Source organism: Defluviitalea raffinosedens, from assembly GCF_016908775.1.
Taxonomy (GTDB): domain Bacteria; phylum Bacillota; class Clostridia; order Lachnospirales; family Defluviitaleaceae; genus Defluviitalea; species Defluviitalea raffinosedens.
On the sequence record NZ_JAFBEP010000003.1, the window covers coordinates 87,521 to 107,102 of the forward strand.

At 37.9% G+C, this 19,582-nt stretch carries 19 protein-coding genes; 3 read left to right on the plus strand and 16 right to left on the minus strand.

Translation table 11 applies throughout. The features are described 5' to 3' along the window. Positions 1-254 precede the first annotated feature (254 nt). From JOD07_RS03635 to JOD07_RS03665, 7 genes are all read right to left on the minus strand, one after another. Positions 255-1,574, minus strand: coding sequence for an aminotransferase class V-fold PLP-dependent enzyme (locus tag JOD07_RS03635; RefSeq protein ID WP_204612261.1), 1,320 nt, complete (start codon positions 1,572-1,574; stop codon positions 255-257). Between the two features lie 134 nt (positions 1,575-1,708). Continuing rightward, positions 1,709-3,208, minus strand: coding sequence for an FAD-dependent oxidoreductase (locus tag JOD07_RS03640; protein ID WP_204612458.1), 1,500 nt, complete (start codon positions 3,206-3,208; stop codon positions 1,709-1,711). Beyond that, on the minus strand, positions 3,198-3,530 hold the full coding sequence (locus tag JOD07_RS03645) for a (2Fe-2S)-binding protein (protein ID WP_158739416.1): 333 nt from the start codon (positions 3,528-3,530) through the stop codon (positions 3,198-3,200). Before JOD07_RS03645 ends, JOD07_RS03640 begins: the two co-directional genes overlap by 11 nt. Further along, positions 3,523-3,783, minus strand: coding sequence for a (2Fe-2S)-binding protein (locus JOD07_RS03650; protein ID WP_158739415.1), 261 nt, complete (start codon positions 3,781-3,783; stop codon positions 3,523-3,525). The genes JOD07_RS03645 and JOD07_RS03650 overlap by 8 nt, the downstream gene beginning before the upstream one ends. A 52-nt stretch (positions 3,784-3,835) precedes the next feature. After that, positions 3,836-5,269 carry a sodium:solute symporter family protein gene (locus tag JOD07_RS03655; protein WP_158739414.1) on the minus strand — a complete coding sequence of 478 codons (1,434 nt, stop codon included), beginning with the start codon at positions 5,267-5,269 and terminating at the stop codon, positions 3,836-3,838. Positions 5,270-5,289: 20 nt separating this feature from the next. Beyond that, positions 5,290-6,456: an NAD(P)/FAD-dependent oxidoreductase gene (locus JOD07_RS03660; protein WP_158739413.1), complete on the minus strand. Its 1,167-nt coding sequence runs from the start codon at positions 6,454-6,456 to the stop codon at positions 5,290-5,292. A gap of 157 nt (positions 6,457-6,613) precedes the next feature. Further along, positions 6,614-7,108, minus strand: a complete 495-nt coding sequence (locus JOD07_RS03665; protein ID WP_158739412.1) for a QueT transporter family protein — start codon at positions 7,106-7,108, stop codon at positions 6,614-6,616. 265 nt (positions 7,109-7,373) lie between these two features. Here JOD07_RS03665 and JOD07_RS03670 point away from each other — a divergent pair, with 265 nt between their 5' ends. The 3 genes from JOD07_RS03670 (at position 7,374) to JOD07_RS03680 (ending at position 8,559) form a co-directional block, all read left to right on the plus strand. After that, a complete protein-coding gene (locus JOD07_RS03670; RefSeq protein WP_158739411.1) occupies positions 7,374-7,559 on the plus strand; it encodes a helix-turn-helix domain-containing protein in 186 nt (61 codons plus the stop codon). A gap of 85 nt (positions 7,560-7,644) precedes the next feature. After that, positions 7,645-7,995 (plus strand): YmaF family protein, encoded by a 351-nt coding sequence (locus JOD07_RS03675; RefSeq protein ID WP_158739410.1) that lies wholly within the window; start codon positions 7,645-7,647, stop codon positions 7,993-7,995. Positions 7,996-8,211: 216 nt separating this feature from the next. Then, positions 8,212-8,559, plus strand: a complete 348-nt coding sequence (locus tag JOD07_RS03680) for a hypothetical protein (protein WP_207756788.1) — start codon at positions 8,212-8,214, stop codon at positions 8,557-8,559. A 12-nt stretch (positions 8,560-8,571) separates the two neighbouring features. On the opposite strand, the gene rlmH is transcribed toward JOD07_RS03680, so the two are convergent. The 9 genes from rlmH to JOD07_RS03725 all read right to left on the minus strand — a co-directional run bounded on the left by rlmH (position 8,572) and on the right by JOD07_RS03725 (position 19,566). Next, complete coding sequence (rlmH, locus tag JOD07_RS03685) at positions 8,572-9,024, minus strand: 23S rRNA (pseudouridine(1915)-N(3))-methyltransferase RlmH (protein ID WP_158739409.1); 453 nt, start codon at positions 9,022-9,024, stop codon at positions 8,572-8,574. A gap of 46 nt (positions 9,025-9,070) precedes the next feature. Then, positions 9,071-10,333 carry a UDP-N-acetylglucosamine 1-carboxyvinyltransferase gene (locus JOD07_RS03690; RefSeq protein ID WP_158739408.1) on the minus strand — a complete coding sequence of 421 codons (1,263 nt, stop codon included), beginning with the start codon at positions 10,331-10,333 and terminating at the stop codon, positions 9,071-9,073. Between the two features lie 161 nt (positions 10,334-10,494). Continuing rightward, complete coding sequence (locus tag JOD07_RS03695) at positions 10,495-11,367, minus strand: two-component system regulatory protein YycI (RefSeq protein WP_158739407.1); 873 nt, start codon at positions 11,365-11,367, stop codon at positions 10,495-10,497. A 15-nt stretch (positions 11,368-11,382) separates the two neighbouring features. Continuing rightward, on the minus strand, positions 11,383-12,774 hold the full coding sequence (locus JOD07_RS03700) for a hypothetical protein (protein WP_158739406.1): 1,392 nt from the start codon (positions 12,772-12,774) through the stop codon (positions 11,383-11,385). 18 nt (positions 12,775-12,792) lie between these two features. Continuing rightward, on the minus strand, positions 12,793-13,317 hold the full coding sequence (locus JOD07_RS03705; RefSeq protein ID WP_158739405.1) for a hypothetical protein: 525 nt from the start codon (positions 13,315-13,317) through the stop codon (positions 12,793-12,795). A gap of 101 nt (positions 13,318-13,418) precedes the next feature. Continuing rightward, the gene (locus tag JOD07_RS03710) at positions 13,419-15,167 is read right to left on the minus strand and encodes an ATP-binding protein (RefSeq protein WP_204612263.1); all 1,749 of its coding nucleotides are present in this window, start codon (positions 15,165-15,167) and stop codon (positions 13,419-13,421) included. Between the two features lie 12 nt (positions 15,168-15,179). Further along, positions 15,180-15,878, minus strand: a complete 699-nt coding sequence (gene yycF, locus JOD07_RS03715) for a response regulator YycF (protein ID WP_158739403.1) — start codon at positions 15,876-15,878, stop codon at positions 15,180-15,182. Between the two features lie 116 nt (positions 15,879-15,994). After that, positions 15,995-17,359 carry a peptidoglycan DD-metalloendopeptidase family protein gene (locus tag JOD07_RS03720; RefSeq protein ID WP_158739402.1) on the minus strand — a complete coding sequence of 455 codons (1,365 nt, stop codon included), beginning with the start codon at positions 17,357-17,359 and terminating at the stop codon, positions 15,995-15,997. A gap of 131 nt (positions 17,360-17,490) precedes the next feature. Then, positions 17,491-19,566: an S-layer homology domain-containing protein gene (locus tag JOD07_RS03725; protein ID WP_158739401.1), complete on the minus strand. Its 2,076-nt coding sequence runs from the start codon at positions 19,564-19,566 to the stop codon at positions 17,491-17,493. Positions 19,567-19,582 lie beyond the last annotated feature (16 nt).

The following is a 19,582-nucleotide window of genomic DNA, read 5'->3' on the forward strand; positions in this document are numbered from 1 at the left end:
AATTTTATTAGTATTTTATCCTCTTATTCAATATTTATAATAAAATTCAACGATCAATGTATAACATTCTTTTCACAAGAAAGAATTTCTCCTTCGAAACTCTCGCGCCAAACGCGGTCGGCAAACCGACAAAATTCAATACATTCAAATTTCCATCCTGCCTGGAAGCTTTTTTGAAATAGGAAATTCGAAAATTTTCCCTATATAATAAATAAAAGAGCGAACTTTTTCGCCCTTTGCATTGATCACAATGATTAATCTAAATTCTCATACTGATCAATATAATATTTTTTATTCCGTACAATACACTCTAATAATGCAGCCAAACGATCAATTTCCTGGAAAGTATTATAAAACCCCAGACTGATTCTGACCATCCCCGGCCGAGTTTTTGTTTCATCTTCTATGTAGGCTTTGATTTCTTCTTTAGAAAGCTTTAAGAGCATCTGAATGTAAGGTTGCGCACAAAAACAGCCATTTCTCACTGCAATACCGCCTTCATAGGACAAGGCCAATGCCACAACCCGGTGAGGAACTCCCTTAATATTAAAAGAAATAATACCTAATCTATCCTCTATATCATGAATATCTCCATATAGTTCTATATCGGGGATTTGAGTTAATTTATACATTGCATAGGCTGCCAACTTTCTTTCATGAGCCTCAATGGCATTCATTCCCATTGCATTAAGGGTTCTTATAGCCTGTATAAGGGCTACAACTCCTATGACGTTGGGAGAGCCTCCTTCTTCATTTTGTGGCGGATCATTCCACACCACTTCATCATGGGTAACAAATTTTACCGTTCCCCCGCCGGGATCAGAAGGTTCTCCAACAAAAACTTCTCTGGGCCCAATTAAAACCCCGATGCCAAAAGGCGCATACAGTTTATGGGCAGAAAACGCCAAAAAGTCTATATGCTCCGGATCTTTGTGAGATTTCATATCAACAGAAGTATGGGGAACGAGCTGTGCTCCGTCTATGAATATTTTAGCTCCGTACTGATGCGCAATTCTTGCTGCTTTATAGATTGGATTAATATATCCCAGTACATTGGATGCTCCTGTCATGGTAACGATCTTTACTTTCCCTTCGTATTTTTTAAGTTTACGCTCCAAATCTCCCATATCCAGCCGTCCATGCCCATCGATTCCAATATAGTCCACATGAAAGTGATTCCTCCAAGGTAAATCATTGGAATGATGTTCCATAGCTGTAGATAATACAACCTCTTTTCCCCCTTTTTCTCCTAATTTTATAGCTGCTTTATTAATGGCCTGGGTTGTATTGCTGGTAAAGATGACCACATCCTTTTTAGAATCAGCTCCGACAAAATCACAGACAATTTCCCTGCCCTTTTCATAAATCTGTGAAGACAGTCTTGATTTATATCCAGTTCCTCTATGAACAGAAGAATACCAAAAAGCAAAACGATTCACCGCATCCATCACCGAAATGAGAGGAGGAGTAGTGGCTCCATTATCAAAATTAACGCCCGTTACACATTTCCCATTTATGAGGGGGACTTTCCCCTCTACACCCACCACCCACTTTCGAAATCCATATGGGTTCATATTCCCCACCCCCAAAATATAGCAAATTGGCTTAATATTATAGTATTAATCAAAAAGAATATGGTGCCTGTCAATATACATTTCCACATTTGGAATGAATCCACAAATGTATATGGCAGACACCATTCTTAGGATTATATTTTAATTGAAGCAACTTCATAGAAAAATTTTCTTGGATAAGAAATGGTCACTACTGCTGTCCCTTCATATTTAGGGGACTGGACCACCCGAACGACTTTTGCAGGACATACTGCCTGCCCATCTTTATTCACCGCCATAACGTTTTCTCCTTTTTTAGGGAGGGGCAAAAATTCATAGGGGATGGATAAGGCAACTTCTTCTTCTGAAAAAATATAGTCTCTAAGGGTGATGGCCTGACCCGGGCAGGCAGGAACACAAAGTCCGCACCCGATGCATTTCTCATAATCTATTTTGGGTGTATTGCTGATCTGATCTCCAATCATTATTGCATGCCTGGGACAGGAAGCTTCACAGGGATTACAAGGGATTTCCTGAGTGCATTCAACGATTGCAACGGCTCCTTTTAATAACCTCTCTTTGGATGGAAGCACCATGCTCTTTTGACTTTTTCCTTCATGAATATTGTGTCTTAGCTGAGAAAGCCTGTTTTTAACAGAAGCTGCATATTTTATATATTCTTCTTTTTCATAAAGCCCCAGAGACCAGGCCACTGCAAGGCCTGCCATTCTGCCTTCTTCCATGGCGATGCTCGCTTCTTCTATTCCCGTTATATCTCCTGCAACATAGATACCTTTTATACTGGTTTCCATGTTTTCATCGTGAACAGGAATATGCCCTCCCAAAGAAGGATTGTACAGAAAGGCACAACCTGCCATCCATGCCAGTTCTCCTAAAGGGGTAAAACCCGTAGCAAGGCAGATGGTATCGACATCCAAAATTTTTTCGCTGCCCTCTATGGGTTTAAAATGCTCATCCACCTCTACAATCTCCGCTCCTTCTACGCAAGTACTTCCAAGAGCTCTTTTTATCGTATGCCTCGGATAAAAAGGCACCCCGGCTCTTCTTAACTTTGCCATATGAACCTCATATCCGCCCGCCTTCTCCCCTACATCGATAATTCCTGCCACTTCTATGCCTGTCTGTATGAGTTGATAGGATACAATGACCCCTACATTTCCCGATCCTACCATAAGCACTTTGTTCCCAGGCCTAACCCTATGAATATTCATCATGGTCTGGGCTGCGCCTGCACCCATCACCCCAGGGAGCGTCCATCCAGGGAAATTGATGGGATTTTCCTGGGCTCCTGTTGCGATAATGATTCTTTCCCCTTGGACCGTCAAAGACTTCTTTTTATTTTGAATTACCCATACTTCTTTATTGGCATTAAGCCCTACTACCTCTGTATTAAGCCATATCTCAATACCTAAATCTTCTGCTTCCTTAAGAAGCATTTCTCCTATATATATCCCTCTCATACCTGCCTTATGTTCCTTAGAACCGAAAAATTTATGGATCTGTTTAAAAAGTTGTCCTCCTGCCTTATGATTTTCATCAATGACAAGCACTTCTCCTCCTGCCTTTGCCACTTCAATGGCACTGCAAAGACCTGCAGGTCCACCTCCAATGACCACTACGGATTTATTCATCATCTTTTTCACTTCTCTCCCAACTGCCCAGGCCCTTCTGGGTTTCTATTTTCATTCCATCTCTCACTGGGGTAATACAAGTTCTTACATTTGGAATACCATCCACAACCATGACACAATCCGTACATCTCCCTATGGCACAAAAGACTCCTCTGGGTTCTTTTCTTTTTCTGGTATAACGGCAGACTTTAATGCCATTGGCAAGCAGCGTGGCAGCAATCATTTCTCCTTCATAGGCTTTAAGGATCTTGCCATCTACCCAGATGGCAACTTCTTTTTTATCTTCCATCTTTCCTAATATAGGATGTTCCATAATTCTATTCATTTAAAAGATCACCTTCTATTCCAAGATTAACTGGACGGACGGGTTGTCTATAGGTTCCCTGCCTTGGAAGGTTTTTCGTTATTTCTTGGATCATTTTTTCTATTCGCACTCTGCAAGTCCGTCCCTGACACAGTCCCATGCCGCATCTTGTAAATCTTTTTACTTCGTTAAAGGTATTTGCTCCATCCTCTATGGCCTCTTCAATTTCTCTTTGAGTAATTTCTTCACATCTGCATATAATAATATCCTCCATAAATACTCCTCTCTCTATTTTTAATAGGGCGAACACTGTCCGCCCTATCATTTTATGACCATTGCGCTTTTGAATTTTTCGTCAATAAAGATACTATAATAATCAAAACAGCAGAGATTATTAAAGCAATAAGTACCCTGTTAGAACCCAGGGCAGGAATTTGTGTGAGTATGGAGCCAGTTATAATTCCAATCCTTGCGCCCCAAGGGGTTACTTTGCTGTTTTTAACGCCCATTTCGAATTTTTCGCCTTTTCTTTCCTTCCAAAGAAGCCCTACTAAAAGAAGGGGGACTAAACCACCTCCGGCCATGGCATAGGCCCTGGAAAACAAGTCTAAAATAGAGCTGGCATAAATGCCTGCTACGGCAGAAAAAACACCAATGACAATGGTTAATCCTTTTGCATATTTAACAAGCTGTGCATCTGTTGCCTTCTCCTTAAAGGGTTTGATTAAATCGTTGACAATAAGAATGGATGCAGAATTTAAGTTTGAATCTGCCGAAGACATACCTGCCGCCAGTACCAGTGCAAAAATCATCACTGCAATACCTTTGGGAACATAATTGAGCATAAACCAAGGCATTGCATCATCCGGTTTTAGTCCTTGATTTAATGTAAGAATCACCATACCTACCAATGCAGTTAACATAACAAAGATAATCGCAATGATTCCACTCCATAAAAGTCCGTCTCTTGCAGCTTTTTTATTTTTAGCGGAAAAACACCTTTGCCAGTAAATCTGAGCTGCCAATATCCCAATACATCCCGTTACAAACTGATTAAGAAGCTGTATGACATTGGTTCCTCTAAAACTCCATAATTCTCCTTTGCCTACTTCTGCGAGTCTCATTCCCAATTCTGTCATACTCCAGCCAACTGGTGAAAAGGCAAAGATATAAAAAGCAACACCAAATATTACAACCAATATTCCTTGAATCAGATCCGTCCAAACTACGGAATATATACCTCCCAGAGTGGTATAAACAATAAATACAAGAGAGAATAATAGAATAATTGGAACAGGATTGGCGCCAGTAATAATGTTAAAGATATTTCCAAAAGCCTTTCCTTGTCCTCCCACCCATGCAATCATAATCATAGAAGCCAGAATACCGCCTAAGGCTCTTGTGACCTTATCTCTTACGATTAAATCATCCATCATTTCAGGAAAAGTATTATAGGTAAGCCGTCCTGCCAATCCTGCAAAAAATAGTGCAAAAATAATTTTAGATCCCTGTTCTCCTAAAATGAATACAAGCCAGGGAAGCCCAAATTGATAGCCTTTACCTGCATGGCCTATAAAATTTCCAACACCCATAATCGTTGCAAATTGTGTAAAGAAAATAAGATATAAAGGAAAAGTTTTACCCCCTATGGCATAATGCGAAAAACTGGACTGGGCTTTTCCCGTTACCTTCCAGGAAATGAACAAGAATACCGCGCACATTACGCCAGTAACAATCCACAACCATACCCCTAAATCCATACTCTGCCCCCTTTAACTTTTTACTTTTTAAACCTGCTTAAATTCAGTTCTTCCATAGGATAGGCCACTTTCTCGCCGCAAATCATAGAAGCCGTAATTTTGCCAGTAACAGGTGCCATAGCAATACCATCTCCTTCATGGCCTGCCGCAATATAGAATCCTTTTTTCCCCTCTACTTCTCCAATAATGGCTTTACCATCCTCGGAAGCTGGTCTAAGGCCGGCAAAACTTCGAATCATATGAACGTTTTTTAAAATTGGAAACATCTTAAGAGCTTCTTGCATGATCAGCATCAACGCTTCATAAGTCGTACTTTGGTCAAACCCTGCATATTCCCTCGTGCTTCCTATTAAGTAATTGCCACTGGAGGCTTGGCTAAGAGCCAGTCCAATTCCCAACTCCCTGTGTTTTTTGGGCTTTCTTTGGATAATCTGAGGGTTCATTTTCGCAGCAATATAATCCGCACTCCAGGCATTGGTTGCTCCAAGGGGTGGTACCTGCTGAGTAACGATAATTTGCCCCCTTTTGGGTTTAATGGGAATATCAATTCCAATAAGTTTTCCTATTTCCGGTGCCCAGGCCCCCGCAGCATTAACCACATATTCTGTTTGTATACGACTTCCATCTTTAAGATCAATCTCCCAGGAATCTTCCCTTTGCATAATGTCCGTAATTTCTATATGAGTTTTTAGGGCCAGACCAAGGGCAGTCCCCTTTTTTAGAAATCCTCTCATAACTTTTAGGGGATTCACCTGGGAATCTTTACTGCAGTAAGTGGAAGCTTTAATGTCTTTTCTTACAAAGGGTTGCTTTTTAAGTACATCTTTTCGATCCAGCATTTCAACCGGGAGTCCGTGGCTATTTTGTATTTTAACAAACTCTTCCATTGCCTTGAGTTGTACATCGTCTTCTATTAGTACCATCCCTCCCCTGTTTTCAAATTCCAGGTCGATCTCCAGTTCTTTAGACAAACATTTGTACATTTCTACACTTTCCAGCGTCATGTCTAAAAGAATACCTGGCTTTTTGGATTGAAAGAAAATAGCATCATCGCAGGAAGATGATGCCCCGCTGCCCACTTCCCCTTTTTCTAAAATCAAAACCTTTTTCTTTTTTAAAAGAAGGTAGTAGCTTACGGACAGTCCTATAATGCCTCCCCCAATGATCACGACATCATAATGTGCCAAGACCTAAACCCCCCACCAATTGCATCAATCAATTCATCAATCATTCGCCTTTCTATAAATATATGGAAAATTCAGACGCAATATAACAAAAAATAAAATACCTGCCGGTTCACATTTCTACATTTGAATGTAAACCGGCAGGCACTATAGGTTCGAATTATGAATATTTAAATATATGCTGCTTATATTTATCTAATATAATCATTAACGGATATCCGATTCCATAACAAGAAATCAATTGTCCAAGCCCTACGCCTCCCATAAATATAAGAAGGGTTGTATTCCACTCAATCCTGCCAAAGGTTCCGTAGTAAATCAGTAGTCCCACAATAAGGGCATTCACTACGATGGGTGGAATGGGCACCAGTACTTTCTTTGGCATTTTATAGGACAGATAGGCGGCAATTAAAGTGGCTAAACTGCCGAAAACGATGTCCACCATGCCAAATTTACTAATGAAGATATTGGATAATAAGCATCCAATAAATAACCCCGGAACTGCCGCAGGGGTAAAGAATGGCAGTACAGTCAAAGCTTCTGAAATACGCACCTGGATATAATCCGTGCTGATCACTGCAAAGGGCAGGGTTAACACCACATAAATTGCAGCAATCAGGGCTGACTGCACCAAAAACAAGATTTTCTTATTCATTTTTTATCCTCCTTAGTTTTGTTTATAGTCAGGATTTCGCGAACTGACTTCTGTAGTACTATAACACAATTAAAGCATAAAGAAAAGCTATTTTTCAGGGTTTTCATATTTTAGATATAATCTGCAATACAATAAAACATATTAAATATAATACTCTGTTAGAAGTTTGTTAGAAGTTCGGAGTAAAAACAGGTTACTATTTAAATAAAGGATTTTTATCCTCTCTGTCGAATCTTTTATAAAAACAAAATAGGAGTGCATAGGGATGTTTTTTGAATTCAGAAATAGAAACAGAACTGTAAAAGAACTGAGAAAAGATAAATGTTACACGGTTAAGGAACTGGCAGAAAAAGTGAACTTAAACCCTTCCATCATCAATAAAGTAGATTCGTTAAAATTAAGAGATGTGCCTGAACCAGTAAAGTCTAAAATCCTTCCTTTTCTAAAATAATTTTTTGTCGAAGCTTGTCACAAGCGGGCCAAGCTCCTCATATATTATTAGTGTAGACAAGGTTAATATATGAGGAGGTGAAAAGATGAACGAAGTTCAAGCTAAACCCAAACCAAAGCCAAATGCACAGACCCATGTTCATGAATTCGTAGGCAGTGTAATGGTTGCCGAAGGTGTAGAGCCCCATAACCACCGTTTTTCCGGTGTAACCAGTGAAGTGATTCCTCTTCCTTGTGGAGGACATAAACATGCTCTATACACCAGTACTGACTTCTATGACAACCATTACCATGAGGTTGCAGCTGAAACAGGACCTGCAATATATGTAGGTGACGGAAGGCATATACATTATGTAAATGCCACAACAACTCTAAATGCGGGCCATACCCACGATTTTATCTTTGCTACTTTAATCAATAATCCGACAGGAAACTAAAGTCAAAAACACAGCGATTGGATTATTAAATCCAAATCGCTGTGTTTTTTATTCCTCACTTATCTTAAAAACAATATACAGTATAGTTATTTCTTAATATTTTGATAAGGGCAACAACGCCCCCTATTTTTTAATAAAAAGGAACATTATATATGTTTTTGTCATAATATGTAGCAGGATTGTGAATCCTAATACTTTTTGAAAGGAGATTGGAGTATGCCCAATGGATTTGGTTATGGAGGGTACGGTTATGGATACGGCTATGGCGGGATTCTTTATCATTTAAGTCGACTGATCGGAGAAACCGTTACGATTTACACAACCAGCGGCGGTCAGTCTGGTTCTGGTTTCACTGGAGTATTGATTGGTGTGAATCCTTCATTTGTTACTTTAGTAACAGGTCAAGGTCCTGCCCCCGGATGTGCTCTTGGAAATACTTGTGGAGGATATGACAACTATGGTGGATATGGCAATTACAGTGGATACAATGGTATTTATTCTGTTGGTTCTATTACACATATTCCCGTTTACATGATTGCTTCATTTACCCATAATACACTTTAAAAAATGAATTCTTCAAAAAATCCTGGAGATTTGCTCTAAGAGAATAAGCCGCATAAGCTGATGAGGAAAGGTCATTTTTGAAAAACTGATTTGCTCATTTGAAAGTCTCAGCACTTCATCCGATAAGCCAAGAGAGCCTCCTATTATAAAGATGACAGAGTCTTTTCCTTTAAGACTCAATTTTTTTATATGGGAAGCAAATTCTCCGGAAGAATATTGCTTTCCCTGAATGGCTAAAGAAATAATATATCCATCCTGATTTTTGATGTGTTTTAAGATTTTCTTTCCTTCTTTTTGCTTCACTTCTTCTTCCTGAGCCGGACTTAAATTTTCTGGCGCTTTTTCATCTTCAAGCTCAATAACTTCTATATTACAATGTCTGGATATACGTTTTTTATACTCTAAAATACCCTCTTTTAAATAAGCCTCTTTTATTTTTCCTATGGAAATTATGGTGATGTTCATGTTCTCACTCCTGGACATAAATAAAGTAGGGAGAAAGCTCCCTACTTTATTTTGATCTTTTTACTCTTTTTATATCTGCACCTAAGCCACCCAGTTTCTTTTCAATGGCTTCATATCCTCTGTCAATATATTGCAGATTCGAAATCGTCGTTTCCCCTTCTGCTGCCAGAGCTGCCAATACTAATCCTGCCCCGGCTCTTAAATCCGTTGCACAAACTTGAGCGCCGGAAAGTTTTTTAATGCCTTTTATAACGGCTACTCTTCCTTCCACTTTTATATCTGCACCTAAACGCTTTAACTCATCTATGTACTGGAAGCGGTTGTCCCAAACACTTTCTGTAATAATACTGGTCCCTTCCACAACACTAAGCAAGGCAGACATCTGTGGCTGCAAGTCTGTAGGAAATCCGGGATAGGGCAGTGTCTTCACATTAACAGCCTTAAGAGGATTGGTAACACTAACCCGGATAAAATCGTCTCCTTCTTCTACGTTTACACCCATTTCAATAAGCTTTGCAGATAAGGACTCCATATGCTTTGGAATAAGATTTTTTACAGTGACATCTCCACGGGTAATAGCTCCCGCCATCATATATGTACCTGCTTCAATCTGATCAGGTATAATCATATAATTCGTACCTGATAACTTCTCAACGCCAATAATACGAATCACATCGGTTCCTGCACCTTTTACATTTGCCCCCATGCTGTTTAAAAAGTTGGCTGTGTCTACTACATGAGGCTCTTTGGCAGCATTTTCTATGATTGTAGTTCCTTCGGCCAAAACTGCTGCCAACATAATGTTAATGGTAGCTCCGACACTGACTACGTCTAAGTAAATCTGGGCTCCCACTAATTTTTCCGCCGATGCCTTAATCATCCCATGCTCTACAGCAACATCAGCACCTAAGGCAGTAAATCCCTTTATATGCTGGTCAATAGGCCGCGTTCCAAAATTGCATCCTCCTGGGAAAGCTACCTCTGCTTTTTTATAACGGCCAAGAAGTGCTCCGAGAAGATAATAGGAGGCCCGGATTTTTTTTACCGACTCATAAGTTGCGCAGAAGTTATTAATATTCCTGCTGTCAATTCTTAAGGTATGAGGATCAACAAATTCACATTTGACACCCATATCATTGAGGGTATTTGCTAAACTAATCACATCATCAATATAAGGTAAATTTTCTATCGTACAAATATTATCGCACAAAATTGCTGCAGGAATAACAGCAACAGCAGCATTCTTTGCTCCATTTACAGTTACTTCTCCCTGCAATCTTTTTCTGCCCCGTATAATTAACTGTTCCAATCCCAACACCTCTTAAACCGGATTTGTCAAATTCATCTAAAACGGTATAAACACCTCAGACAATTATATCACTAAAATTTGCCGGAAGAAAGTCCCTTTGTAAAAAATATCTACAGGGCAGTTCCTTCTATGGGAATATATTTAAGGAGAAAATATCGGTTTTATCGCATTTGATTGGTGTATGCATTAATATAGAAATTTCTTCCATTAGCCAATGTGATACGATAATAGGGAATCCCCTCTCCTTCTTTACGCCAAGGACTTTCTGATTCAATGAAGTATCCAAGATCAATCTTTTGAATCACCAGGATTTCTTCAAATCCTTGCTTCTTTTTCATCTGGTTCATAAATCCAAAAAGCATTTCATCGGGAGCATATATGCTCCTTGAAAGGTCTGTATACTTAACAGGCTTCATTCTATAAATATCGGCTTTTTCGATTCCCTTTGAAGTAATGAGAAGGTCTGCATAACTGTTGTATAAGATATCTCCGTTATAAGTTTCATAATAAGTATAAATGTAACTGCTATTGTCTTCTTTAAACTGCCACTGCATCTTTGATACTGTATAACCCAGCTTTTCTAAAAACTCGTCTGCTAATTTCTTGGATTGCTCTTTTGTAAAAACACTGTCTTTTTCAGCACTAAGATCCGCTCTATAGAAAACATATCCCGGGGCAAAACCTATTTTTGCTTTTCCCTTAGAATATACTGTTTGCTTTTCATTTTGGTCAGTAGTGATGGTGGTTACAGCAATATTTTCAGTGTCTCCAAAAATAGTTCTAAAAAGCTTGGTTTGTTCATCTCCATCTATGAATTTAGGCACCAGAATCAGTTTTCTCATAGGAGGGTATTTCTCTGGCAAAAGTGTATAAACCATAATATTATTATCATATAGTAATTTCTTGATATTGTTTTCTTGTTCTTTCGTAAGGGTATATACAGCTACCCGTTTCTGATAATTCATATACCCTAAAATACTGTTTAATATCAGAAAAATAATAATGAGTATATTTTTTACTTTCGCCCAATTCATAGTAAACCTCTTTTCTTAAGAGCATGCTTTAATAGGAAAAAGCTTATCTCCCACTCTGACCATCCAATATACTTTAAGGGGCTTATCAAAATCTGTTTGGTAATATGCCCAGTACATATCGTTAATTTCTATATTTTGTGCGCCTTCGGCAGATAATTGGTTAATGACTTCGCTTAAGGCTTGTAAATAGGATACATTCACTTCATATTCTTCATCGGATCGTTGCCCTTCCCAGGTTAATCTTCTATAAAGTTTTACTTTACCCTCTTCAACGACAATCTTAACCGCATGTTGCATATTGACTTGATCAGCTATTTTCCCAGAAAATACATAGGGTATATCCTGAAGCCTAAAGTCAAAATAAAATTCCCACCCGGCATTGGTTTTACGCTGTCCGGATAAGTACATAGGATTTTCCAGTAGATCTTCCTCACTTAAAGACGCCTGATGCTTGTCCAGGAATCCTTTGGCGATCTGATAAGCTTGTATAAAACTCATCCGGGTGTACTTTACCGTGCTGGATTGATCGATATATTCTATTACACCAGTAGGATAGTATTTAACCATGATACTTCCTTCAATATAATATACTGTTCCGTCTTCCATCTGCTGCTTTCGCTTTAATGTAGGATTCATAAATAAAGGATTGACGATTTGTTCCAGTTTTTCTTCATCTATAGTTCCTTTTGACATTACAGGATCCATCATTACCATCTTTTGATATACAGGCGGTTCATTAAATGCAGGGAGAAAAACATTATTGACAAATTGGTTCATATTGCTCTGCTTAGTAGAAATATAGAGGATTTGTGAAGAGTCTTCTCTGATCTCGTCAATTAAATTGTAAAGCATCATCGAATCATGCTTTACAGCCACCTCATACACCTTATTATATCCTTCATCAATAAAATAACAAGTTGCCTTTTGCCCTCCATTTTTACTGGGCACCAAAAGCACCTGATCAAATCGAGGGATTTTGGATATAAGTTTATTTCCATCAGTCACCAGACCTTCTGTAGGAATAACTCCCGAATACTGAAAAAGTATAGACTTCTGAGACAGGATCTGCTTCCAGTTTAAATTATCTTCCTTTATAAACTCTCCTTTAAAAAATATGGCAGTGAGAAGTTCCGTCATTTCTTCTTTTGCCATTTTAAATTCTTCTTTAGAACTTTTTAAAAGCGTATAGGCTCCTCCTTCAACTCCAAAGTTGATGATAATTCTTCTGGGCTGAAGAAGATAAATCGGCTCACCAGTATAATTAACAGCATCAAAACCGTTCCTTACCCATAAATTATAAAAAAAGTTACGGCCTGACAAATTGCCAAACCATAACTTTCCTGTGTGAAATATGCTTGCAAGTATTAAACCTGCCAGTAAAATTGTTTTTAGATTATCTTTATTCATTATTACCACCGCTGTGTATCATTTTAATATGGATTTTAATACAGTATTTTTTGTCGTTTCCTGTTCCGAAAAGATATTATTGATCTTCACTTCTTCAAGTTCTTTCTTGATTTCTTCTTTTTTGCGACTGATCTCAAAAAGAAATACCTGTTCATTATTTTCTTGTTCTACTTTAATTTCTATATAATTCTTTCCAACCTTTAAATTGATCAATTGGCTAAATAGTCCGGAGGCTCCTACACTTTGCGAATAGGTTTCTTTATCTTCCTGTTCTTTATCCTGATAAACTTTAAAAACGAGGACAGTTCCTTCCTTCGCTTCACCTGCAATATTTCTTACTTTGTCAAATGTCACTTCCTGTTCTTTAGTGAGGCCTGCTGTGATTTTAATAACACCTAAATCCAGAATATCTTCTTCAGCAGATGATATTTCGTATGTCTTTGCCGAAACATTTGAATTGGTAGTCAAATCCTTTGCACTCACTTCTGTCATGGGAAATAACATAATCAGAGCAAAAACCATCAAATACAAATACTTTCGCACAGTGTCCCCTCCTTCCTCCAATAATCTATCGTCTTTCACTATATCTATTATATAAAAAAAGTATTACAAAAAGATTACAAGCCCCTTACTTTTAGATTACATCATTTGCAAAATTCCAGGATAATGGTTGTACCCTTGCCTTGCTCGCTTTTTGCCCATATTCTCCCCTTATGATGTTCCATAATTTCCTTGGCAATAGCCAATCCAAGTCCGGTTCCTCCCATTTCTCTCGATCTTGCCTTATCTACCCGATAGAATCTTTCAAAGATTCGAGTTAGATCTTTTTGGGGTATGCCAATTCCTGTGTCTTTTACACCTACTCTGACCCATTCTTCATCTTGAGATATGTATACATCAATTCTTGCTTCCTCAGGGCTATATTTGATGGCATTACTGATGACATTGCTTAAGACCTGATGAATCCTGTCAGGATCTACAGAAACAAAAATCTCTTCAACATTCGAATGAAACTTCATGGTTTGATGTTTCTTTAAAGCATGAATTTGATGCTGCTGTACACTTTCTGCAACCAATTGGGCCAGATTGACGGTTCTTATGTTAAATTTAACTTGCTTATTGTCTAATCTGGATAATTCAAGTAAGTCTTGCACCAGAGCAGTCATTCTGTCCGCTTCATGATTGATCACCTGAAGAAAAGATACCGCCAGCTCTTTTTCTTCCAAAACTCCGTCTAAGAGGGTTTCTGTATAGCTTTTTACGGTTGTAAGAGGGGTCCTAAGTTCATGGGATACATTGGCGACAAATTCCTTTCTCATTTCTTCCAGTTCTTTTTGCTCTGTTACATCCTGAAGTACCAATATGACCCCTTCTGCCTCTCCTTTTTCCCTTCCATAAACCGCAAAACAGCCATTAATGTATTTATCTCCTATCATCATAATATGCTGTTTTATTGAGTTTGGCTTCATTTTTAAAAAATCATTAAAGTGAAGCTCTATTCCGGCACTTTTAAAAATATCATAAAAATACTTTTCCTCTCCGCTGGTCCTTAGCATTTCATAAGCTGCAGGATTAGCGTGAATGAGCATACCTTTTCTGTCAAAAGCCAAAATCCCATCTGCCATATGGGTGATGACTGTTTCCAGCTTATTCTTTTCACTGGACATGGCTAAAATCATTTGACTCAATTCCTCTGCCATATGATTAAAACTTCTTGTAAGCTGACCAATTTCGTCACTGGACTTCACTTCAATCTTGTGGTCCAGATACCCTTCTGCCATTTCTTTTGCCTTTGCAGTCAGTATTTTAATCGGTCCTGTCAGAGTCTTGGCAAAGTAAAAGCCAAAAATCATGGTAATACATAAAGCCCAGATGGATGCTACCAGAATAATATTTGTGATTTTGGCAATGTTTTCTGCTATTTCCTGGGCAGATGCTCTTATATAAATAATATATTGAACCTGGTTATTGGGCAGTACTAAAGGATAAGCATAATCAATATACTCTCTTGCGTATCCCCGTTCCAGAATTAGAATAGGATTTCCCATGGAAGGTTCTTTGTTAACGATCGCCTGGTATACAACCCTTGTATTCCACTGCTCCTGGTCTCCTTCTCCTATAACAATATTGCCTTCGGAATCCAGAATATAAATCTTCTTATTCCCAAAACTGCCGTCCCAAAACCAACTCAAATCTTTCCACCCGGACTGTATAGAACCGTCTTCCGATATAATAGCATTCTTGATCATATCTGCCATATCACTGAGCTCATTATTAATTTTACTGTATTCATGATGCTGAATTTGCCAGAGAATAAAAGTACCGCTGGAAATCATTACGATTAAAACCAAAGTGAGGTAGATAAAAACCAACCTCCACTGAATACTTTTCATATGTATATCACTCTACCCCTTAAAATAATACCCAATGCCTCGTTTGGTTAATATATACTGGGCATGACTGGGATCGTCTTCTATTTTTTCTCTGAGTCTTCGTACAGTTACATCTACGGTACGAATATCTCCGTAATACTCATATCCCCATACTTTTTCTAAAAGGGTTTCTCTTGAGAACACCTGTCCCCGGCTTAAGGCCAGGAATTTTAGAAGTTCAAACTCTCTAAGCGTCAGTTCAATAACTTTTCCGTTTTTAGTTACTTCATACTTATCTAAGTTGATGGCTAAATTGTCATAAGTAATAATACTTTTATTATTTTCTCCTTTGGATTCTTTTTCAGCTGCTGCTACCCTTCTTAGATTTGCCTTTACCCTTGCCATCAGTTCTCTTACGCTAAAGGGCTTTGTTACATAATCGTCTGCTCCCAACTCTAAGCCCAAAACCTTATCCACTTCTTCTGCTCTGGCTGTCAGCATGACAATGGGTGTATCTTTTTTTTCTCTTACTTTTCTGCATACCTGAAAGCCGTCTATTTTTGGCATCATAATATCCAATAAAATTAAATCCGGATCTTTACTGAATATGATGTCAAGGGCTTGCTCCCCGTCATAAGCTGTAAGCACTTCATAACCTTCTTTTTTCAGGTTGAATTTTATAATATCCGCAATATTCTTTTCATCATCTACCACTAAAATTTTTTGATTCATATTCCCCACCTCTTCTCACATCGCTTGATTTCATTGTACCAAAAATATGCTTTTATGTAAAATACGTTATTAACAAAAAAGGCGAACATTGTTCGCCCATAAATATAAATCTTCTATTATTTTAAATAATTATACGGATTTTTAGCAGTTCCGTCTTTTCGTATTTCAAAATGAAGATGAGAACCGGTACTATTTCCCGTACTTCCAACTGCTGCGATCTTTTCTCCTTTTGCTACCTTTTGTCCTACAGTAACATATATTTTACTTGTATGACCATAATAGGTTTCAAATCCGTTGCCATGATCTATTCTTACAAGATATCCGTATCCTCCATGCCATCCTGCTTCTACTACGACTCCTCCATCCGCTGCATAAACAGGGGTCCCTATCGGAGCAGCCAAATCTATACCTGCATGGAATGTTCCCCAGCGAGAACCAAAAGGTGAGGATAATGTTCCCGATACCGGCATCTTAAATGAACCAGTTGCACTTTTTGGGGGAGGTGTTTGGGTTCCAACGATCAAAATAGCTTCTTTAGGCTCTCTGATCACTTTTTCGGATATGATTTCTCTTCCTTCTTCATAGCCGTTGATTCGCACTTTGTAAGCAGTGATTTCTTTTTCTCCCTCTTCTCCATGCTGCTCTACCTTTAAATAAGTTTTATATTGGGTATCATCTTTTTTATAAATCACTGGCTTCTCAATAGGTTCTGTATAAGTAAATTTTTCTTTAGTCATGACAGAAATCACAGGTTTTGGGATCACTAAACTGATTTCCTGGCCGATTTGAAGAAGGCTGTCTTCTTCTAAATCGGGATTTGCTTTTAGCAAATCTTCTACAGTCATGTCATATCTCATGGAGATGGACCATAGCGTATCTCCCTCTTGTATCGTATAGGTTTTTTGCTGTTCTGTACTTTTGGTTAAAGCCGAAACTGCTTCTTCTTTAGTTAGAATCATGTCTAAGGACTCCACAAACAAAGGCCCTATCTCCACTTCTTCTACAAAGGACGCTTCTACCACTTCTGTGCCTTCTTTGATATACGCTTTTTTGACTGCATCAAGAACCTCCTGAGCTTCTTTCTCATCTTTAAGTACCGCCTGAACTTTACCGTCAACTTTTATAGCGTAACATCCTATATCATATGTAATATTCTTTTTGATTTCATCGATTAATTTTTCTTTATCCATTATTTCTTTTTTAGAAGCATGAGTAGGCGCTGTAGACAATTTTTCATTAACATCAATAGCATGATGAATTTCCTGCTCAACCAACAGCTTTACTTCATCAAAAGCTTCTCCCGCCAATGCTTCTTCTACTACTACTCCTATTTGTCTATCATCTAAAAGAACTGCATATGCATTATCCTGGTAAGAAATCTCAAATCCCAAATAAAAAACAGCGGTTACAAGAATACTCAAAACAAATGTCTTGAAATACTGCATCATATCAACAGATTGTATTTTCTGCAGATTAATCATATTGTGCCTCCACACTATAAATGTTATGGTTTCATAATAATTATGTAACAGATTTGTAAAAAATACAATTTTATTTTAACAAATATATGCCATTTTGTAAAGCCTAATGGAAAAAAAGTAGAGAATCCTCTCTACTTTTCCGCTAAAATATTGATTGTATCTGCCTGATCACTGCCATAACTTCTTAAAGTGACGGACACAAGCATCCCTTCTTCTAGATCTCTTCGGCTTAATCTTCTGGTGCCCCGGAATACCTCCACATCTTTGTCCAGCTGAATACGTTTTGATCCATAAGCATCAGATGTTCTAAGATCTAAATAATCATCCAAAAAATTGATATTTTCTATATATCCTTGAACCGCTCTTACTTTGGTTTGATCCTTTAGAATCATTTCTTCGATTTCCAGACTGTCCAGGGCGAGCTCAACTTCTTGGCCTAAACGCACATCATAGATCGTACCGCTTTCTCTTCCTCTGTCTTTTTTAATAATTGCTCCAGAAAGCAAAGGATAAGTTTTTGTTGTGCCATTGCTTAACTCAATGGTTATTTTGGATTGGGAAGTTGAGATCAGTATTTCTTGCACGACTCCTTTTACTTCCGAAAACGAACCTTCTGCATAAAGTCCTATTACTTTATCATACTCTAAGTCAAGAGTAATTTTATCTCCTATTCTAAGATCATTCCAGGCAGCATTTGATATAGATTTTTTGGTAATGATGGTTTCTGAAGTAATCTGATATTCTGTTTTTTCTCCCTTGCTGTTTTCCAGTACTATGATTTTTGTTCCATTGGTCTGTTTTTTCTCAGCTAAAGTGCCTTCTACTTTTCTTTGCTTCTCCATGATCGCTGCTTTATATAAAGTACTGCCCCTAACTTCCGCTATAATAATGTCTCCTTTTTGAATTTTTGAAAGGGCAACTTCTTTATTGTCTTTTGTAATAACTGTACTTTGACCTACAGTATAGGTTTCAACGGTTTCTTTGATATCACCCTTATAATCTACATATTTTACCACTATATCTATTCTGCCGTTTTCACTTACAAAATCCACAATTCCATCAATTCTTTTCGTGGAAGAAAGGTCTGTGGTTCCCTGGCTATTTTGACTGGAATTTGAAGGTGTAGTGGTATTGCTCGGGGATGTCGTATTCTGTTGATTGGTATTTGTATTGTTTGTGTTCGTGTTTGTATTGTTTGATTTAGCACTTTCTAATATTGTAATTTTAGAAATACGCTGCTGGCCATTTTCTTCTATCAGCTCTACCAGCAAAGTATCTCCTTCTTTTATGGTTTCGATATTGGTTTCTTTATTGTTAATAAAAATAGGTGCATCTTTTTTGATATAATAATAGGATTGCTTATTTTCACCATATTGAAGCAATATGTAATATAAATTGCTGTAAAACTTTTTAACGGTTCCCTGTAAATAAACTTCTTTTTGTGGTGTTGAAGTTTCAGTCTTTTCAGCAGATGGCGCAGTAGTACCGGTACCAGTATTTCCTGCCGGTTTTAAGGCATCAGCAAGAACCTTTGCCAGCATTGCTTTAGTTACTTTATCCTTAGGATTAAACTTAACATTGGTTCCCCCCTGAATCACACCTGCATTTTTCAGGTATAATACATAAGGCTTTGCGGAAGAGGAAATGGAATCGTCATCCGAGAATCCTGTAGAACCTGTTTTCTTTAAGGCTTCATTTTCTTTTCCCATTAATCGCACTACAAAAACAGCCATATCTTCTCTTCTAAGGGAAAGGACAGATTCTTCTCCACTTTCTTGTTTTACTACAAATTTAGGCAAGTCTGCTTCTTTTAAAACACCTTTTTGCAGAAGATAAGCAATTTCTTCATTACTGCTTTTGTCCCATTTTGAAAAACTCTTAGTATAACTATCTAACACATTTTTGTAAGTATCTATTGCTTTTTGAGAAAACTGTTTTTCTTCTTCTGAAACACTGCTGTCTACTAAAGGATCTTTATATCCTGCAATCTTTGCTGCAATCTGAGAAAAATAAAAATAATCTATAGTGTTATTGGGTTTAAATTGATTTTGAGTATTGCCCCCCATCCATTTTTTGTCCGTAACCTGCTGTATTGCTTGATAGGCCCAATGGTTTTCGGGTACATCCACATAGACTTGAGCAAAAGCAGACGTTGAAATAGCCATTGCTGCTGCCAGTGCCAATGCTGTTTTCCTAATATGTTTCATATTAATCCCCCTTACT